This window comes from Delftia acidovorans NBRC 14950, from assembly GCF_001598795.1.
GTDB classification, from domain to species: domain Bacteria; phylum Pseudomonadota; class Gammaproteobacteria; order Burkholderiales; family Burkholderiaceae_C; genus Comamonas; species Comamonas acidovorans.
Window position 1 is genome coordinate 26,243 of sequence record NZ_BCZP01000034.1, and the last position, 16,668, is coordinate 42,910.

The window sequence follows — 16,668 nt, forward strand, 5'->3', positions numbered from 1 at the left end:
TTCTCCGGTGAGTCTCAGGGATGAGGCGAAACCCGGATAATCGGGCAATTGCAAGCATCCATCAAAAGTCCAATGCCAGTTTACAGCATGACCGGATACGCCAGTGCCCAGCACGGCGCGTCCGCAGAAGATGGTGGAGCGTCGGGCCGCAACAGCCGGCTCGGTCTGGAGATCCGCTCGGTCAACAGCCGCTTCCTGGATCTTTCGTTCCGCCTGCCCGACGAGTTGCGCGCCCATGAGCCGGCCTTGCGGGCCCTTCTGACCGCCCGCCTCAAGCGCGGCAAGGTCGAAGTGCGCGCCGCCATCGACAACGACGACGGCAACTCCCTGCCCGATCCCTCCACCGCCATGCTGCAGCGCCTGGCCATGCTCCAGGACACCGTCCAGTCATGGCTGCCCGACGCTCGCAGCCTGTCCGTCTCCGACGCACTGCGCCTGGCCAGCGGCGGCGCCCACTCGGCCATCGACTGGAGCAGCATGCTGCCCACGCTGGCAGAGCAGGCCCTGACCGAACTGCTGGAGGCCCGCGCCCGCGAAGGCAAGCGCCTGGCCACCATGCTGCTGGACCGCATCGCCCAGTTGCGCAAACTCGCGGCAGACGCCACGCCCCTGGTGCCCCAGCTCGTGGAGCAGCAGCGCCTGCGCTTCATGGAGCGCTGGAAGGAAGCGATGGCCCTGGCCGAAGGCGCCGTGGCGCCCGAAGCCGCCCAGGACCGCGCCCTGACCGAGGCCACGGCCTTTGCCATCCGCATCGACGTGGCGGAAGAAGTCACCCGCCTGGACTCGCACCTGGACGAGATCCAGAGCCTGCTCAAGAAGGGCGGCGAGATCGGCAAGCGCCTGGATTTCCTGATCCAGGAGCTGCACCGCGAAGCCAACACGCTGGGCTCCAAGTCCGCCACGCTGGAGCTGACCCGCATCAGCGTGGACATGAAGGTGCTGATCGAGCAGATGCGCGAGCAGGTGCAGAACATCGAATAAGCCCATCACAGATGCCCATGCGTAACCAAACTGCGCACAAATCCATGGATTACCCCGGAAACCTCTTTGTCGTCTCGGCCCCCAGCGGGGCCGGCAAGTCCAGCCTGGTGCGAGCCTTGCGCGAGTTCGATGCGCGCGTCTCGCCCTCCGTCTCCCACACCACCCGCGCGCCGCGTGGCCAGGAAAAGCACGGCCGCGAGTACTACTTCGTCTCCGACCAGGAATTCGACACCATGGTGTCGAACAACGCCTTCGTCGAATGGGCGAATGTGCACAGCCGCCGCTACGGCACGGCCAAGAAGGCGCTGGAAGAGCGCATTCAGGTCGGCACCGACGTGCTGCTGGAGATCGACTACCAGGGCGCGCTGCAGGTCAAGGAGGCGTTTCCGAACGCCGTTCTGATCTTCATCCTGCCGCCCAGCTGGGACGAGCTGCGCGCACGCCTGGAAAACCGGGGCGAGGACGCGCCCGAGGTGATCGAACTGCGCCTGACGAACGCGGCCGAGGAGATGGCCCAGGTGGCGAAATTCGACTTCGTTATAATCAACGAATTGTTCGAGAGCGCACTGTTTGATCTCAAGACGATCATCCACGCCCAGCGCCTCAAGTATGCGGCTCAGCGCAGCCGCCGCGCAGAGACCTTCGAGTCTCTCAATATTTCTGTACCCAACTGACGTTTCCCGGAGATCCTGATGGCACGCATCACTGTTGAAGACTGCCTGGAGCAGATCCCTAACCGCTTCCAGCTCGTGTTGGCCGCCACCTACCGCGCCCGCATGCTGAGCCAGGGCCACACGCCCAGGATCGAAACCAAGAACAAGCCCGGTGTCACCGCCCTGCGCGAGATCGCCGAAGGCAAGGTCGGCCTGGAGATGCTGAAGAAGGTTCCGGGCTGATTTGCTGCAAAGCAACACAATGGCCCCACAAAGAGCACCGCACAGCGGTGCTTTTTTTACATGAAGCCTGCACAAACCCGCATGCACGCTACATTTAAGTCATGAAAGCGGCCTTGACTTCGTTCACAGCCCCCTCTGATCCCGTACCGACACCCCGGCCCGAGCGCATGTCTGCAGAGCAGGCAGCGACCGTGTCGGCCAATGCCTTTGCCGGACTGATGGAGCACCTGGGTTACCTGGATGCCACCAGCATCGAGCAGGTGCGCGAAGCCTATGCTTTTGCCGACCTGGCCCACAGCGACCAGTGGCGCAGCAGCGGCGAACCCTACATCACCCATCCCATTGCCGTCACCGCGCTGTGCGCGAGCTGGAAGCTCGACGCCCCGGCCCTGATGGCCGCGCTGCTGCACGATGCGATGGAAGACTGCGGCGTCACCAAGGCGGACCTCGCCCAGCGCTTCGGCCAGGACGTGGCCGAGCTGGTCGACGGCCTCACCAAGCTGGACAAGCTGCAGTTCAACACGCGTGAGGAAAACCAGGCCGAGTCCTTCCGCAAGATGCTGCTGGCCATGGCACGCGATGTGCGCGTCATCCTGATCAAGCTGGCCGACCGCACCCACAACATGCGCACCATGGGCGACATGCCGCGCAACAAGTGGGGCCGCATCTCGTCGGAGACGCTGGAGATCTACGCACCCATCGCCCACCGCCTGGGCCTGAACCAGACCTACCGCGAGCTGCAGGACCTGGCCTTCCGCCACCTGCACCCCTGGCGCTATGCCACGCTGGAAAAGGCCATCGCCCGCTCGCGCAAGCGCCGCCGCGACCTGGTCCAGCGCGTGCAGGACGAGGTCAATGCGGAGTTCGCCGGCGCAGGCCTGCAGGCACGCCTGGCAGGGCGCGAAAGCACGCTGTATTCGCTCTATCTGCGCATGGAGAAGAACCAGCTGAGCTTTGCCAAGGTGACGGACGTCTACGGATTTCGCGTCATCCTGCCGCGCGTGATCGACTGCTACACCGCGCTGGGCGTGCTGCACCAGATGTACAAGCCCATGCCGGGCCGCTTCAAGGACTACATCGCCATTGCCAAGAACAATGGCTACCAGTCGCTGCACACCACGCTGGTGGGCCCCTCGGGCGTGAACATCGAGTTCCAGATCCGCACCGAGGAAATGCACATCGTCGCCGAGGCCGGCGTCGCCGCGCACTGGCTGTACAAGGCCCAGCCCGGCCACGATTCCGAGCAGCTGGGCACGCAGTGGCTGCAGTCGCTGCTGGACATACAGAACGAGACGCGCGATGCGGCCGAGTTCTGGGACCACGTCAAGGTGGACCTGTTCCCCGACGCCGTCTACGTGTTCACGCCCAAGAGCGAGATCATGGCCATGCCGCGCGGCGCCACCGTGGTGGACTTCGCCTACGCCATCCACAGCAAGGTCGGCAACCACATGACGGCCGCCCGCATCAACAACGAGGAAGTGCCGCTGCGCACCGAACTCAAGAGCGGCGACGTGGTGCAGATCGTCACCTCCGAGGACGCCACGCCCAACCCGGCCTGGCTGGGCTTCGTGAAGACGGGCCGCGCGCGCTCCAAGATCCGCCACTACCTGAAGTCGGCCGCGCAAAGCGAATCGGCCCGCCTGGGCGAGAACCTGCTGGCCCAGGCCATGCGTGCCGAAGGCATGGATGCCGTGCCGCCGGCCGACGAGGCCAACCAGGCACTGTGGGACGAGGTGCTGCGCATGGCCGGCAGCCGCAGCCGCGCCGACCTGATGGTGGACATCGGCATGGGCCGGCGCATTGCGTCGCTGGTGGCCTCGCGCCTGACGGCGCTGATGGCGCGCCACGGCCACCGGCCCGACGCCCTGCTGCTCACACGCGAACGCTTCAACTCCAGCAACCGTCCCTTCCAGGGTGCCGTGCTGCTGGACGGCTCCAACCAGGGCTCCATCCACTACGCGCAATGCTGCCGCCCCGTGCCGGGCGACCCCATCGTGGGCTACCTGGGCAGCGGCGAAGGCCTGATCGTCCACCATGCGCAGTGCAAGATCGCGCAGCGCCTGCAGGAAAAGGACAGAGACCGCTTCATCGTGGTTGAGTGGGCCGATGACATGGATGCCGCACGCCTGTTCGAGGCACGCATCGTGGTCACCGTCAACAACGGCAAGGGCGTGCTCGCGCGCGTGGCGGCCGAGCTGGCCGGCGCCGAGGTGGACATCCTGCGCGTGGACATGGCCGACGAGGCGGCCATGAGCACCACGGACCTGTGCTTCGTGATCTCGGTGCACGACAACCAGCAGGTGGAGTCCGCGCTGCGCAACCTGCGCCGCGTGCACTCGGTGGTGCGCGCATCGCGCGTCATCCCCTGAACACTGCCCCGCTCCTGCGGGGCTTTTTCATTGCGCCAGGTCCAGGGCCAGCTGCTGCAGCAACGGGCCGCAGTCCTGCTCGATCTTGAGGGCCAGCAAATCCTCGGAGCGCATGCGGCCCTGGTTGATGGCGGCCACCGGCTTGCCCTGGGCCACGGCCTCATGCACAAAGCGCAGGCCTGAATACACCATCAGCGAAGAACCGGCGACCAGCAGCCCGCCGGCCTGCTGCAGCATGGCGCGCACGGCCTGCACCCGCTGGCTGGGCACGCCTTCCCCGTAGAACACCACATCGGGCTTGAGCACGCCGCCGCAATGCGGGCAGGCCGGCACGTCGAAGCGGCTGAAGTCGCGCCCCTCCAGATCGGCATCGCCGTCGGGCGCGGCCTGGGCGCTCAGGCCGGCCCAGCCGGGGTTGCGCTCCAGCAGCATGGCCTGCAGCACGGCGCGCTCCATGCCGGCGCCGCAGCCCATGCAGCGCACGGCGGCGATGCGGCCGTGCAGGTCGATGACGCCATCGCTGCCCGCTGCCGTGTGCAGGCCGTCCACATTCTGGGTGACCAGGCCTTCGATCCATCCGCGCTGCTGCAACTGCGCCAGTGCCGCGTGGGCCTGGCCGGGCCTGGCCTGCGCCATCACGGGCCAGCCCAGCAGGCTGCGCGCCCAATAGCGCTGGCGCGTGGCATGGCTGCCCATGAAGGCCTGCAGCGTCACTGGCTGGGGGCGCTTCCACTGGCCTTCCAGATCCCGGTAGTCCGGAATGCCGGAGCCCGTGCTGCAGCCCGCGCCCGTCAGCACCAGCCAGCGCCGACCGGGCGGCAGCAAGGCGCGCAGGGCCAGCGCGGCATCGTGCAGAACCGGGGATGGTGATGGCGGCGGAGCGATGGCGGTCATGGCCGCACAGCATAGCGGCCCCGCACGCCCAATGCAGAAACACCGTGTTGCACTCCGAGCCGGGGCGCAGCGGAGACAATGGCCAGATGCCTCACGCACACGCCACCGCCCAAGCCGCCGCCCAAGCCACAGCCCAAGCTTTTTCCACCGCCCGCCATCCCGCCGCGCTGAACCGCGCCGCCCTGGCCACCGCCCTGGCCACCGCCCTGGCCGCCGTGCTGCTGGCCGGCTGCGCGTCCCGGCCGGCGCCTGCGCCGGTCACGGTGCCGCCCTCCATGCCCGCCCCCACGGCGCCTGCCGCGCCCGTGCAGCCCGAACCGGCCACCGCGCCGGATGCCGCCCAGCAGGCCGAAGCCACCAGCTTCGAAGCGTGGAAGCGGGATTTCGCGCGCAAGGCGCTGGACGCCGGCATCTCGGAGAAAACCTTGCGCAGCGCACTGGAGCCTGCCCGGCTGCAGCGCCGCGCGGTGCAGCTGGACCGCTCGCAGCCTGAATTCACGCGCACGCCCTGGCAGTACCTGGACAGCGCCGTATCGGCCCAGCGCATTGCCCAGGGCCGCGCCAAGCTGCGCGAAGCGGCTGCACCGCTGCAGTCGGCCAGCCAGCGCTATGGCGTGCCGGCCGAGGTGATCGCCGCCATCTGGGGCATGGAAAGCAATTTCGGCGGCAACTTCGGCAACTTCCCCACGGTCGATGCGCTGGCCACGCTGGCCTTCGACGGCCGGCGCGCCGCATGGGCGCAAAAGGAGCTGCTTGCAGCCCTGCGCATCATCGACAACGGCGATATCGATGCGGCCCACATGATCGGCTCCTGGGCGGGTGCCATGGGCCACACGCAATTCCTGCCCTCCGTGTTCCTGGCCTATGCGGTGGATGCCGATGGCGATGGCCGCCGCGACATCTGGGGCAGCCTGCCCGATGTGACGGCCTCCACGGCGAACTACCTGGCCCATTCGGGCTGGAAGACGGGCGAGCCCTGGGGCGTGGAAGTGCGCCTGCCGGCAGGCTTTGACCATGCACGCGCCGAGACCAGCGTGCGCCAGGACAGCGCGCAATGGGCGGCCGAGGGCGTGCAGGCCGTGGACGGCTCCGCCCTGCCCGCCATGGCCGATGCCAGCGTGATCGCGCCGGCCGGCGCGCGCGGGCCGGCCTTCATGGTGGGTGCCAACTTCCGCACCATCCTGCGCTACAACAACTCCGTGAATTACGCATTGGGCGTGGGCCTGCTGTCGCAGCAACTGGCCGGCGGCCCGGGCGTGCAGGCGGCCTGGCCGCGCGATCTGGCACCGCTGTCGCGCGAGCAGTTGCGCGCCTTGCAGGCCGCGCTCAACGAACGGGGATTTTCGGCCGGCACGGCCGATGGCGTGATGGGCCCGGCCACACGCGCGGGCCTGCGCCAGTTCCAGCAAAGCCAGGGCCTGGTGGCCGACGGCTATCCCACGCTGGAGCTGCTGCAGAAACTGCAGCCCTGAACGCTCACCCGGCGGCGCTGCCCGGCTCCGGGTAGGTGACTTCCAGCACTTCCAGCGTGCGCACACCTGCGGGTGTGGGCAGAGCCACCTCGTCGCCCACACGGGCCTTGAGCAGGGCGCGCGAGACGGGTGCAATCCAGCTGACCTGCTGGCGTGCGCTGTCGGCCTCGTCGATGCCCATGATGGTGATGGTGCGCTCCTCGCCCTCGTCATCGACATAGGTGACGGTCGCGCCGAAGTAGATCTGCTCGCTGCCGGCATGCACGGAGGGATCGACCACCTCGGCGATCTCCAGCCGCTTGGTCAGAAAGCGGATGCGCCGGTCGATCTCGCGCAGGCGCTTCTTGCCGTACAGATAGTCGCCGTTCTCGGAGCGGTCGCCATTGCTGGCCGCCCAGTGCACGATCTCCACGATGCGCGGGCGCTCGTTGTCGATCAGGTCCAGCAGCTCCGTCTTCAGCCGCTCGAAGCCCTGGGGCGTGATGTAGTTCTTGCCGCCCGGCGGCAAGGGCGGCAGGCCGACTTCATCATCGTCGTCGCCGTCGGATTCCTTGGTGAAAGCCTTGCTCATAGGGAGCCGATCTTCACACAGATCACCGCAGGAGGCGAAGACGCCGCACAAACCTCGACACCAACGGCGGCACAAACGAAAAAGCCTCAGAACTTTGCAGTTCTGAGGCTTGTCGTTTTGGTGCGGCTGGCAGGAATCGAACCCACGACCCCTTGGTTCGTAGCCAAGTACTCTATCCAGCTGAGCTACAGCCGCCAAGCTTCGAATTATAGCGTGCTTTTTGAACGCTTACGGAAAACCATGAAAATATCGAAAAATAACCGTTGACCAGCGCCTGAATCATTTCCACGGCCTCCGTGCGGGCGCCTGAAACGAAAAAGCCTCAGAACTTTGCAGTTCTGAGGCTTGTCGTTTTGGTGCGGCTGGCAGGAATCGAACCCACGACCCCTTGGTTCGTAGCCAAGTACTCTATCCAGCTGAGCTACAGCCGCCAAGACAACGATTGTATATCAATTTCCGACCTCTCCGCAAAAATTGCAACCATCGCAAACTCCGGGGCCCGTGGCGCACCGCGCTGGCCTATATTGGCCGGTCGCGGATGCAGGCCCTGCCCTGCACCTGTGCGGGAGACAAACACAGCGAGCGGCCCGCCGCAGCGGCGGGAACGACAAGACATGACAGACAAGCGCGCGGCCACGCAGCCGCAACCGCCCGAGGGCGCCATGTGGGGGCAGCTGTTTCGCCGCAGCGCCCGCCCCTCCCTGAGCCTGCAGGGCCAGATCCGCGAGATGCTGGTCGATGCCATCCTCTCGGGCATCCTCGCACCCGGCGAATCCATTCCCTCCAGCCGCGAGCTGGCGCGCCACCTGGGCGTGGCACGCATCACCGTCGTGCTGGCCTACCAGCAGCTGGCCGAGGAAGCCTTTTTGCTGAGCCGCCAGCGCAAGGGCCACTTCATCCATCCCGACGTACTCAAGGGGCGCACGCCGGGCGGCGCTGCGGCCAGCAGCCCCCCTGGCGAAGGCCGCCGCACCGACTGGTCGCGGCGCCTGTGGCTGCTGCCCAGCCAGCAGCGCAGCATCGTCAAGGAAGAGGACTGGCAGCGCTACCCCTATCCCTTCCTGTACGGCCAGTTCGACAAGGAGCTGTTTCCCACGGCCGCCTGGCGCGAATGCTGCCTCAAGGCCCTGGGCGTGCTGGACATACGCCAGTGGGCGCCCGACCAGATCGCGCGCGACGACGAGATGCTGATCCAGCAGGTGCAGACCAAGATCCTGCCCAGGCGCGGCGTCTGGGCCTCGGCCGACGAGCTGATCATTACCGTGGGTGCACAGCACGCCCTCTACATGGTGGCAGACCTGCTGATGCGCGAGGGCACGGCCGTGGGCATCGAGGAGCCCGGCTACCCCGACGCGCGCAACATCTTCAGCAGCCGCACCTCCCAGGTCATCCCGCTGCCGGTGGACGGCCAGGGCCTGCCGGTCACGCCGCTGCTGCGCCAGCTCGACTACCTCTACGTGACCCCCAGCCACCAATGCCCCACGGGCGTGACCATGCCGCTGGCGCGGCGCGAGGCGCTGCTGGAGATGGCCGAGGCGCACGACATCATCCTCATCGAGGACGACTACGAGAGCGAGAGCAGCTTCGACGGCCAGCCCATTCCGGCGCTCAAGAGCCTGGACCGCAGCAACCGCGTGATCTACGTGGGCAGCCTGTCCAAGAGCCTGGCGCCGGGCCTGCGCGTGGGCTACATCGTGGCCGCGCCCGAGCTGATACGCGAGCTGCGCGCGCTGCGCCGGCTCATGATCCGCCACCCGGCCACCTTCGTGCAGCGCACGCTGGCCATGTTCATCTCCCTGGGCCACTACGAGGCCCAGCAGCGGCGACTGGCACAGGCGCAGAAGGAGCGGCACGCGGCCCTTACGGCCGCCATGGCCGAGCATGCCCCCGGCTGCCGCATCACGCCCGTGCGCGGCGGCGGCTCGTGCTGGGTGCAGTTGCCCGACCACATTCCGGTCGATGCCCTGGCGCAGCGCGCCGCAGCGCATGGCGTGCTCATCGAGCCCGGCGATGTGTTCTTCGCCCGGCCGGGCACGCCCGGCAGCTTCATGCGCATGGGCTACCAATCCATACCCGCCAACGACATCGGCCAGGGCGTTAAGGCCCTGGCCGATGCGATCCGTGAGGAGCAGCCCGAGAAGTAACGCAAGGAGTGGCCGGGACCGGCCCTGCCGGTCCCGTCGCCCCTGGGTCAGTACTTCTGCGGCTCGGGCTGCGCGGCCTCGGACAGCGAGGACACCACCGGCGCCACGCCACGCTGCAGGAACTGCCGCACGCCATAGGCCAGCAACAGGATGCACAGGCTGGCCACGCCCAGCGCCAGCGGTGTGCGCTGCTCGGGGATGAATGCCATGGCGATGACGATGGACAGCATGCCGAAGATGGCGAACCAGGTCAGGTACGGATAGCACCACATGCGCACCTTGAGCAGGTGCGGCGCCTCACGCTCCAGGCGGGAGCGCAGGCGCAGCTGCGAGATGGCGATCAGGATGTAGACGAAGATCGCCACCGTGCCGTAGGAATTGACCAGGAAGGCGAACACCTTGTCGGGCGACACATAGGACATCACCACGGCGCCGTAGCCGAACACCGTGGCCACCAGGATGGCGCGCGTGGGCACGCCGTTGCGGCTGACCTTGGCCAGCGCCTGGGGCGCATCGCCGCGCCGCGTCAGCGCGAACAGCATGCGCGAGGATGCATACAGCCCCGAGTTCAGCGCCGACAGCACGGCCGTCAGCACGATGGCGTTCATGATCTGCGCGGCAGCGGGCACGCCCATGGTGTTCAGTGCGCTCACATACGGCGTGGCGATGCCAACCGCATTCCAGGGCACCAGGCAGGCCACCAGGAAGATGGAGCCCACATAGAACACCAGCACGCGCGTGATCACCGAGCTGGTGGCCTTGGCCACGGCCTTCTGCGGCTCGGCCGTTTCAGCCGCCGCAATGGTCACGATTTCGGCGCCGAAGTAAAAGCCCGTGGCCGCCACGGCCCCGGTCAGCACCGGCACGATGCCGTTGGGCATGAAGCCGCCATTGCCGGTGAGGTTGCCGAAGTGCATGCCCTGCGACGCAGGCGTCAGGCCCAGCACGTAGACGCCGGCCACGAACAGGAAGACCACGATGGCCGCCACCTTGATGGAGGCGAACCAGAACTCGAACTCGCCAAAGGACTTCACCGAGACCAGGTTGGTCAGCGTCAGCATCACCAGCAGCACCAGGCTGATGCTCCAGTTGGGGACATCGGGCAGCCAGTAGCGCACCAGGTCGGCACCGGCCACGGCCTCCAGCGCCACGACGATGACCCAGAAGTACCAGTACATCCAGCCCGTCAGAAAGCCTGCCAGCCGGCCCACGCCGGGGCGGTCGCGCCAGGCCTCTCGCGCATATTCGTAGAAGGACCCTCCGCCGGGCATGGAGCAGGCCAGCTCGCCCAGCATGCGCATGACGAGCACCACGAGCAGGCCCGTGATGAGGAAGGAAAGAATCGCGGCCGGCCCGGCCGACTTGATGACGACGCCGCTGCCCACGAACAGCCCGGCGCCGATGACGCCGCCCAGGGCGATCATGGTCATGTGCCGCTGTTTGAGCCCGTGTGAAAGCCCCGGCGAAGAGGCTTGCTGATGTCCGATCATGTCTTGTCTCCTGTTGCGTTCAGGCGCCACGGCTGATGCTCTGTTGTGGTGGCTGCGCAGGTGCGCGCCTTGCCGTGGCGTATCCGGTGTTCCCGGTGGCACGAGGCCGCAAGGCCCCGCGCCGTCAGGCGGCCGCCACCGGCGGGCGGTCCTTGCGGAAGGCGTTCTTCACGGCGATCTTTCCGTCCTTGAAGGTGAAGACGTCCACCATGCGCGCTTCCACGCGCAGGCCGTCGGCCTTGGTGCCCTTGAAGGTGCTCTCGGACACGCCACGGTCGCCCTGCACGAAATGGTCTCCATCGAGCCAGGCCGCATCGGGGAAGGCCTGCCAGGCCATCTGAAAGCCCTCGCGCACCGCCTGGCGGCCGACGAAGCTGCGGCCCATGAGATCGGGTCCGGCCACGGCGTGGAACTCGCATTCATCGGCCATGAAGCCCATCAGGGCCTCGATGTCGTGGCGGTTCCAGGCCTCGGCGAAGCGGGCCAGGAACTGGGCATCCGGAGGGTTGGTGTCTGCGCTCATGCTGTCTCCTTGTCTGTGGTGGGTACCACGGCGCCGGGCCCCGGGCAGGGCCGCCGCGCCGCGTCATCGAAATGTCGATGGGCCATGGTAGGTAGCAGGCACACGGACCCGTTAGAACCAGATGCCATCAATCGTTAGGTCCAGGCGCGCGCACCGGCCGCCACTGGCTCTATCGAAAGCTGGGCTGTGGCGCTAACTGGCTCCATGGCCTGCTGGCTATGCTGATTCCATCGTCGGCGCACCGCCTTGCAGGGCTCGCCGGCATTGGCCCCATTCCACCGAATCCATAGCAAAAAGCGGCAGATCCCAAGCCGCCGCACCAGGAGACATCCGCCATGAAAGCCGAGGACATCCGCCCCAGCCACCTGCGTCCCTACGACCCTCAGTACGACCCGCTGGTAGCCGCCAACCCGGGCCACGGCACGGGCTATGCGCCCACTTACTGGGTCGGCACGGCGGGACGCCCGCCAGACGATGACGGCCCGGTCACCGGCGACATGGACGTGGACGTGGCCATCGTCGGCTCGGGTTTCACGGGCCTGGCCACGGCCCTGTTCCTGGCGCGCGAGCACGGCATACGCGCCGTGGTGCTGGACGCCAACCAGACCGCCTGGGGCTGCACCAGCCGCAATGGCGGCCAGGGGCAGAACGCCAGCGGCCGCCTGTACCGCTCGCAGTGGATTGCGCGCTGGGGCAAGGACGTGGCGCTCAAGCTCGACGCCGAGATCCGCGAGGGCTTCCAGACCTTCAAGGACCTGGTGGCCGAATTCCCCGAGTGCGAGCCCCAGCCTGGTGGCCACCTCTACATCGCCCACCGCGAAAAGAAACTCGACTTCCTGCGCAACGAGACCCAGATCATGCGCGAGGTCTTCGGCTACGACGCCCGCATGCTCAGCCCCGAGGAGCTGCGCCGCGACTATGTGAACGACGCCGACAGCCACGGCGCCATGCACGAGCCCGACGGCATCGGCGTGCACCCGCTCAAGCTGGCCTTCGGCTACCTGCGCAAGGCGCGGGAGCTGGGCGTCAAGGTGCACCCGGCCAGTCCGGTGCTGGGTGTCGAGACGCGAAACGGCGTGCACCACCTGCGCACGCCCGGCGGCACCGTGCGGGCGCGCGCCGTGGGCTTTGCCACGGGCGGCTACACCAGCAACGCCCTGCATGGCAGCCTGCGCTCCAAGATCATGCCCATCCTCTCGAACTCGCTGGTCACGCGGCCGCTGACCGAGCAGGAGCTGGAGGCCACGGGCTTCAAGACCACCCAGGTCATCACCGATACGCGCACGCTGCGCTTTTACTACCGCCGCCTGCCCGACAACCGCGTGCAGATCGGCAGCCGCAGCGCCGTCACGGGCGCCGATGCGCCCAACCCCATCCACATGGCCAAGCTGGTGGACGGCCTGCACCGCAAGTTCCCGGCGCTCAAGGGCATCACCATCGACTACTCCTGGTGGGGCTGGGTCGATGTGAGCCACGACATGATGCCGCGCGTCTTCCAGCCCGATCCGGCCCAGAGCATCTTCTACGCCGTGGGCTATGGCGGCAACGGCGTCTCCTTCTCGGCCCACGCGGGCCGGCGCATGGCCGAGCGCATCGCGGGGCGCCAGAGCAAGACCTTCGAGCTGCCCATCTACAACTCGGAGCTGGAGTATCCGAACGTCTTCAACATGGTGCGCTCGCCCGCGTTTGCGCCGTTTCGCCGGCTGGGGCAGCGGTTCCTGTACCACTGGTACTACATGCGCGACGAAAAGCTCTGAACCCCAACCGATTGCTGCTTGGGCCGGCCTCCTGCAGGGGGCCGGCCTTTTTTTCAGCAGCGCCGGGGGCAGCCAGCTGCTACCGGTTCCGCATCCAGTCGGCCGTGTTCATGAAGCTGGCCTTGAGGCGCACGCGCAAATCCTCGGGCACGCCGGTCTCGCCCATGGCCTGGTCCATGCAGGCCACCCACTGGTCGCGTTCCAGGATGCCTATGGAAAACGGCATGTGGCGCATGCGCAGGCGCGGATGGCCGAAGCGTTCCTGGTAATGGTCGGGGCCGCCCAGCCAGCCGCACAGGAACCAGAACAGCTTCTGGCGCGCATCGGCCAGGGTGCTGCCGTGGGCGGCACGCAGTGCGGCATAGCCGGGCTCCAGGTCCATCAGATCGTAGAAACGGTCCACCAGGGCCTGCACCCTGGGCTCGCCGCCGATCCATTCATAGGGGGTCTGGGGGGCGTTGTTCTGGGATTCCTCTGACATGGCGAAAAGCGGCTGGCGGCTGAGTGAAACCCGCGATTGTCAGGCATGTGCCATGTCCGTGCCCGTACCGGTATCCGTGGGGGCCCCGGCACGCAGGAACCCGTACACCGCCAGCGCCGTGAGCACCGTGATGCCCGCCAGCACATCCAGCAAGATGCCAAAGGCCTGGCCATAGGCCGCCAGCACGGCGGGTGCAGACAGGCCGGGCAGCAGGGCCATGGCCTCGGCGATGTTCCCCGTCACCAGCAACTGCGCCGCGCGGCCGGTGGCATGCACCGCCTGCATCGCCTGGGGCGCCTGGGGCGCCTGAGCTGCCAGGGCCGACAGACGCCATGCCAGCAATGCAGCCAGCCCCGCGCCCACCAGCGCCAGCGCCATGCCCTCGCCCGCCACGCGCACCGTGCTGAAAATGCCCGTGGCCATGCCGGCGCGCTCGCTGGGCACCACGCTCACGGCCAGGCCATCCATCAAGCCCCAGGGCAGCCCGATGCCCAGGCCAATCAGCAGCAGCGGGGGCGCCATCTGAACAAAAGCCGTGCCCGGCGCGCACCCGCCCAGCCACAGCAGGCCCGCCGCGCATACCAGCAACCCCGCCAGGCACAGCAGCGCGGCCGAAACCCAGCGCGTGAGCCAGCCCGCCAGCAACGGCACGAACAGCATGGGCAGGGACAGCACAAACATCAGCTGCCCCGCCTGCAGCGGCGCCATGCCCTCCACGCCGATGAAGCGCACCGGCAGCAGCACCAGCAGCACCACGAAGGCATAGGCCGGCGCACCCGCCAGCAACTGCACGCCCACGAAACGCGGATAGCGAAACAGCGACAGGTCCAGCATGGGCTGCCCCGTGCGCTGCTGCACGCGCCGCTCCACGGCCACAAAGGCCGCCAGCGCCAGCGCGGCACCGGCCAGCGGCAGCAGCGCCGCCCCGCTGGACCAGCCCGCCTCCGGCCCCTGCAGCACGCCCCAGGTCAGCAGCGCCAGGGCTGCGGTGAACAGCAGCGCACCGGCCCGGTCCAGCCGCTGCGCCTTCGGGTTGCGCGACTGAGGCATGCAGCGCAGCCCCAGCACCAGCGCGGCCAGCGCCACGGCGGCCACGCAAAGCACCACGCCGCGCCAGCCCGCCACGCCCAGCAACCAGCCCGACAGCAACGGCCCGAAGGCCAGGCCCACGCCGAACGACGTGCCCACGCCACTGAAGGCACGCATGCGCGCCGTCCCGTCGAACACCTGGGCCAGCGCCGCCGTGCCGCCCGCCAGCGCGGCCGCCGCACCCAGGCCCTGCAACGCACGCAGCAGGTTGAACACGACAATGGCCCCCCGCCCGCCCAGGCAGGCCTGGGCCAGCGCACTGAGCAGCACCACGCCCAGCCCGGTCAGGAAAACGCGCCGCCGCCCGTGCAGATCGGCCAGCGCGCCGGCCGCCATCAGCGTGGCGCCAAAGCTCAGCATGAAGGCATTCGTCACCCAGTTGAGCGCCAGCGGCCCGCCGCCCAGCGCCTCGCGCAGCGCAGACAGGGCCACGGCCGGCCCGGTAAAGCTCAGCGGCATCGCCAGCGCCGCAAGGCACACCGACAACAGCACCCAGACCGGGGACGCATGCGGTCGCGCTGTGCCGTGGAGCGCACCCGGTGCGCGGGAAGAAGTCAGGCAGGAGGACATGGTTGGCAAGGCTTTCGCAATTTCCCGGCCGCACATGGCCAAGCATGCATGAACGATAAAAGCGCTGCAATGCCGTGAAAATAGGCGCCAGACTCCCCACACTCCCAACCCCAGGTTGGCAATCGACATGGACAGCTTCAGCGGACTCGAATCCTTTGTGCGTGCAGCCGACCTGCTGAGCTTTGCCGAGGCCGGGCGCGCCCTGGGCATCTCGGCCTCGGCCGTAGGCAAGAACGTGGCACGGCTGGAACAGCAACTGGGCCTGCGCCTGTTCCAGCGCACCACGCGCCAGGTACGCCTCACGCAGGAAGGCGCGCTGTTCCATGAGCGCTGCCGCCGCATCCTGGATGAACTGCACGATGCGCGCGCCACCATGCAGGCCGCCGCCGAGGCGCCGCGCGGACGGCTGCGCGTGAGCCTGCCCACCATCGGCTACCGCTTCCTGCTGCCCGTGCTGCCCGAGTTCCAGGCCCTGTACCCGGAGGTTGACCTGGACCTGGACTTCAACGACCACCTGGTGGACGTGGTCGAGGCCGGCCTGGACGTGGTCATCCGCAGCGGCGAACTGGCCGACTCGCGCCTGGTCGCGCGCCGGCTGGGGCCGTTCCGCTTCATCCTGGCCGGCTCGCCCGACTACCTGGCGGCACGGGGCATTCCGCAATCCCCCGCCGAACTGGCACAGCACAGCTGCCTGCGCTACCGCTTCCTGAGCAGCGGCAAGCTGGAGGAATGGGTGCTGCCCGGCATGCCGCCCCACCTGCCCGCCGCCCTGGTCTGCAACAACATGGAAGCCATGCTGGGCGCGGCCGTGGCGGGCATGGGGCTGGCCTATATGCCCGACTTCCTGGCGCGGGATGCACTGGGGCGTGGCGAACTGCAGCGGGTGCTGGCGGAGGACCTGACGCACACGGGGCAGTTTTCGGCGCTGTGGGCGTCGAGTCGGCAGTTGTCGCCTAAGGTGAGGGCGTTTGTGGATTTTGTGGGGGGGAGGTTGTTCAAGGAGTCTTGAACACGTCCTTCCTCTGCTGTTGCTCGTTCTTGTCCCTGCTGTTGCTCGTTTCTGCCCCTGGTATTGCTCGTTTCTGCCCCTGCCGGGTGGTTGTTTTTCGAGGCCGGGTCTCGGCCCGGCGGCCGACCTACTTTCCTTTGTTTCGCCAAAGGAAAGTAGGCAAAGCAAAGGCGACCCGAATGTCCGCGACCCTCCGCTTCGCTGCGGGCAACCTGCGTCGTGGCGGTTGCGGGGTTCGCTGCGGAACTCGCTGCGTTCACTTCGTGAACTCCGCTCAGACAACCGCAGCGAGTCAGTTGACGAAGCAGTCCTGTCCTTCGGCAGGACTGCAACCCCGAAACCACCACGCCGCAGGCGCTGACATACGGGGAGTTTTGACGGGCCGTCGCTTCGCTCGGCGCCGGTTTCACGCCGAGCGGAGC

The 16,668-nt window shown here is 67.7% G+C and carries 14 protein-coding genes and 2 tRNA genes; 8 read left to right on the forward strand and 8 right to left on the reverse strand.

Annotated elements, in window-relative coordinates:
• The first annotated feature begins 87 nt into the window (after nt 1–87).
• The 4 genes from DA1_RS26600 to DA1_RS26615 all read left to right on the forward strand — a co-directional run bounded on the left by DA1_RS26600 (nt 88) and on the right by DA1_RS26615 (nt 4,246).
• Nucleotides 88–981: a YicC/YloC family endoribonuclease gene (locus DA1_RS26600; protein ID WP_034390986.1), complete on the forward strand. Its 894-nt coding sequence runs from the start codon at nt 88–90 to the stop codon at nt 979–981.
• Between the two features lie 44 nt (nt 982–1,025).
• The gene (gmk, locus tag DA1_RS26605) at nt 1,026–1,655 is read left to right on the forward strand and encodes a guanylate kinase (protein ID WP_013803794.1); all 630 of its coding nucleotides are present in this window, start codon (nt 1,026–1,028) and stop codon (nt 1,653–1,655) included.
• Between the two features lie 18 nt (nt 1,656–1,673).
• Nucleotides 1,674–1,877 (forward strand): DNA-directed RNA polymerase subunit omega, encoded by a 204-nt coding sequence (gene rpoZ, locus DA1_RS26610; protein ID WP_012203952.1) that lies wholly within the window; start codon nt 1,674–1,676, stop codon nt 1,875–1,877.
• 101 nt (nt 1,878–1,978) lie between these two features.
• Entirely contained in the window at nt 1,979–4,246 is a 2,268-nt protein-coding gene (locus tag DA1_RS26615) for a RelA/SpoT family protein (RefSeq protein WP_034390983.1), read from the forward strand.
• Nucleotides 4,247–4,273: 27 nt separating this feature from the next.
• Here the strand turns inward: DA1_RS26615 and DA1_RS26620 are convergent, their stop codons facing one another.
• Complete coding sequence (locus tag DA1_RS26620; RefSeq protein ID WP_034390981.1) at nt 4,274–5,140, reverse strand: NAD-dependent protein deacetylase; 867 nt, start codon at nt 5,138–5,140, stop codon at nt 4,274–4,276.
• Between the two features lie 86 nt (nt 5,141–5,226).
• Between DA1_RS26620 and DA1_RS26625 the strand changes: the two genes are divergently transcribed.
• Nucleotides 5,227–6,612, forward strand: a complete 1,386-nt coding sequence (locus tag DA1_RS26625) for a lytic murein transglycosylase (RefSeq protein ID WP_034390979.1) — start codon at nt 5,227–5,229, stop codon at nt 6,610–6,612.
• 4 nt (nt 6,613–6,616) lie between these two features.
• Here DA1_RS26625 and greB read toward each other — a convergent pair whose 3' ends face one another.
• From greB to DA1_RS26640, 3 genes are all read right to left on the reverse strand, one after another.
• A complete protein-coding gene (gene greB / locus DA1_RS26630; RefSeq protein WP_012203948.1) occupies nt 6,617–7,183 on the reverse strand; it encodes a transcription elongation factor GreB in 567 nt (188 codons plus the stop codon).
• Between the two features lie 118 nt (nt 7,184–7,301).
• Nucleotides 7,302–7,378 (reverse strand) — tRNA-Arg (locus DA1_RS26635).
• A gap of 159 nt (nt 7,379–7,537) precedes the next feature.
• Nucleotides 7,538–7,614: transfer RNA gene (locus DA1_RS26640), tRNA-Arg, on the reverse strand.
• Nucleotides 7,615–7,797: 183 nt separating this feature from the next.
• Here DA1_RS26640 and pdxR point away from each other — a divergent pair.
• Nucleotides 7,798–9,327, forward strand: coding sequence for a MocR-like pyridoxine biosynthesis transcription factor PdxR (gene pdxR, locus DA1_RS26645; protein WP_034390978.1), 1,530 nt, complete (start codon nt 7,798–7,800; stop codon nt 9,325–9,327).
• 47 nt (nt 9,328–9,374) lie between these two features.
• On the opposite strand, the gene DA1_RS26650 is transcribed toward pdxR, so the two are convergent.
• A complete protein-coding gene (locus tag DA1_RS26650) occupies nt 9,375–10,817 on the reverse strand; it encodes an amino acid permease (RefSeq protein WP_012203946.1) in 1,443 nt (480 codons plus the stop codon).
• 124 nt (nt 10,818–10,941) lie between these two features.
• Nucleotides 10,942–11,340 (reverse strand): nuclear transport factor 2 family protein, encoded by a 399-nt coding sequence (locus tag DA1_RS26655; RefSeq protein ID WP_013803799.1) that lies wholly within the window; start codon nt 11,338–11,340, stop codon nt 10,942–10,944.
• A gap of 335 nt (nt 11,341–11,675) precedes the next feature.
• Here DA1_RS26655 and DA1_RS26660 point away from each other — a divergent pair, with 335 nt between their 5' ends.
• Nucleotides 11,676–13,097 (forward strand): NAD(P)/FAD-dependent oxidoreductase, encoded by a 1,422-nt coding sequence (locus DA1_RS26660; RefSeq protein ID WP_012203944.1) that lies wholly within the window; start codon nt 11,676–11,678, stop codon nt 13,095–13,097.
• 79 nt (nt 13,098–13,176) lie between these two features.
• On the opposite strand, the gene DA1_RS26665 is transcribed toward DA1_RS26660, so the two are convergent.
• Nucleotides 13,177–13,578 carry a group II truncated hemoglobin gene (locus DA1_RS26665; RefSeq protein ID WP_034390976.1) on the reverse strand — a complete coding sequence of 134 codons (402 nt, stop codon included), beginning with the start codon at nt 13,576–13,578 and terminating at the stop codon, nt 13,177–13,179.
• Between the two features lie 39 nt (nt 13,579–13,617).
• Entirely contained in the window at nt 13,618–15,126 is a 1,509-nt protein-coding gene (locus DA1_RS26670; protein ID WP_034390975.1) for an MFS transporter, read from the reverse strand.
• 238 nt (nt 15,127–15,364) lie between these two features.
• Between DA1_RS26670 and DA1_RS26675 the strand changes: the two genes are divergently transcribed.
• Nucleotides 15,365–16,246 carry a LysR family transcriptional regulator gene (locus DA1_RS26675; protein WP_034390972.1) on the forward strand — a complete coding sequence of 294 codons (882 nt, stop codon included), beginning with the start codon at nt 15,365–15,367 and terminating at the stop codon, nt 16,244–16,246.
• Nucleotides 16,247–16,668: the final 422 nt, after the last annotated feature.

What these genes read in the sequence shown, in the direction of transcription:
- DA1_RS26600 (WP_034390986.1), top strand. Translation starts at nt 88, where the DNA reads ATGACCGGATACGCCAGTGCCCAGCACGGCGCGTCCGCAGAAGATGGT.
- gmk (WP_013803794.1), top strand. Translation starts at nt 1,026, where the DNA reads ATGGATTACCCCGGAAACCTCTTTGTCGTCTCGGCCCCCAGCGGGGCC.
- rpoZ (WP_012203952.1), top strand. Translation starts at nt 1,674, where the DNA reads ATGGCACGCATCACTGTTGAAGACTGCCTGGAGCAGATCCCTAACCGC.
- DA1_RS26615 (WP_034390983.1), top strand. Translation starts at nt 1,979, where the DNA reads ATGAAAGCGGCCTTGACTTCGTTCACAGCCCCCTCTGATCCCGTACCG.
- DA1_RS26620 (WP_034390981.1), bottom strand. Translation starts at nt 5,140, where the DNA reads ATGACCGCCATCGCTCCGCCGCCATCACCATCCCCGGTTCTGCACGAT.
- DA1_RS26625 (WP_034390979.1), top strand. Translation starts at nt 5,227, where the DNA reads ATGCCTCACGCACACGCCACCGCCCAAGCCGCCGCCCAAGCCACAGCC.
- greB (WP_012203948.1), bottom strand. Translation starts at nt 7,183, where the DNA reads ATGAGCAAGGCTTTCACCAAGGAATCCGACGGCGACGACGATGATGAA.
- pdxR (WP_034390978.1), top strand. Translation starts at nt 7,798, where the DNA reads ATGACAGACAAGCGCGCGGCCACGCAGCCGCAACCGCCCGAGGGCGCC.
- DA1_RS26650 (WP_012203946.1), bottom strand. Translation starts at nt 10,817, where the DNA reads ATGATCGGACATCAGCAAGCCTCTTCGCCGGGGCTTTCACACGGGCTC.
- DA1_RS26655 (WP_013803799.1), bottom strand. Translation starts at nt 11,340, where the DNA reads ATGAGCGCAGACACCAACCCTCCGGATGCCCAGTTCCTGGCCCGCTTC.
- DA1_RS26660 (WP_012203944.1), top strand. Translation starts at nt 11,676, where the DNA reads ATGAAAGCCGAGGACATCCGCCCCAGCCACCTGCGTCCCTACGACCCT.
- DA1_RS26665 (WP_034390976.1), bottom strand. Translation starts at nt 13,578, where the DNA reads ATGTCAGAGGAATCCCAGAACAACGCCCCCCAGACCCCCTATGAATGG.
- DA1_RS26670 (WP_034390975.1), bottom strand. Translation starts at nt 15,126, where the DNA reads ATGCCGCTGAGCTTTACCGGGCCGGCCGTGGCCCTGTCTGCGCTGCGC.
- DA1_RS26675 (WP_034390972.1), top strand. Translation starts at nt 15,365, where the DNA reads ATGGACAGCTTCAGCGGACTCGAATCCTTTGTGCGTGCAGCCGACCTG.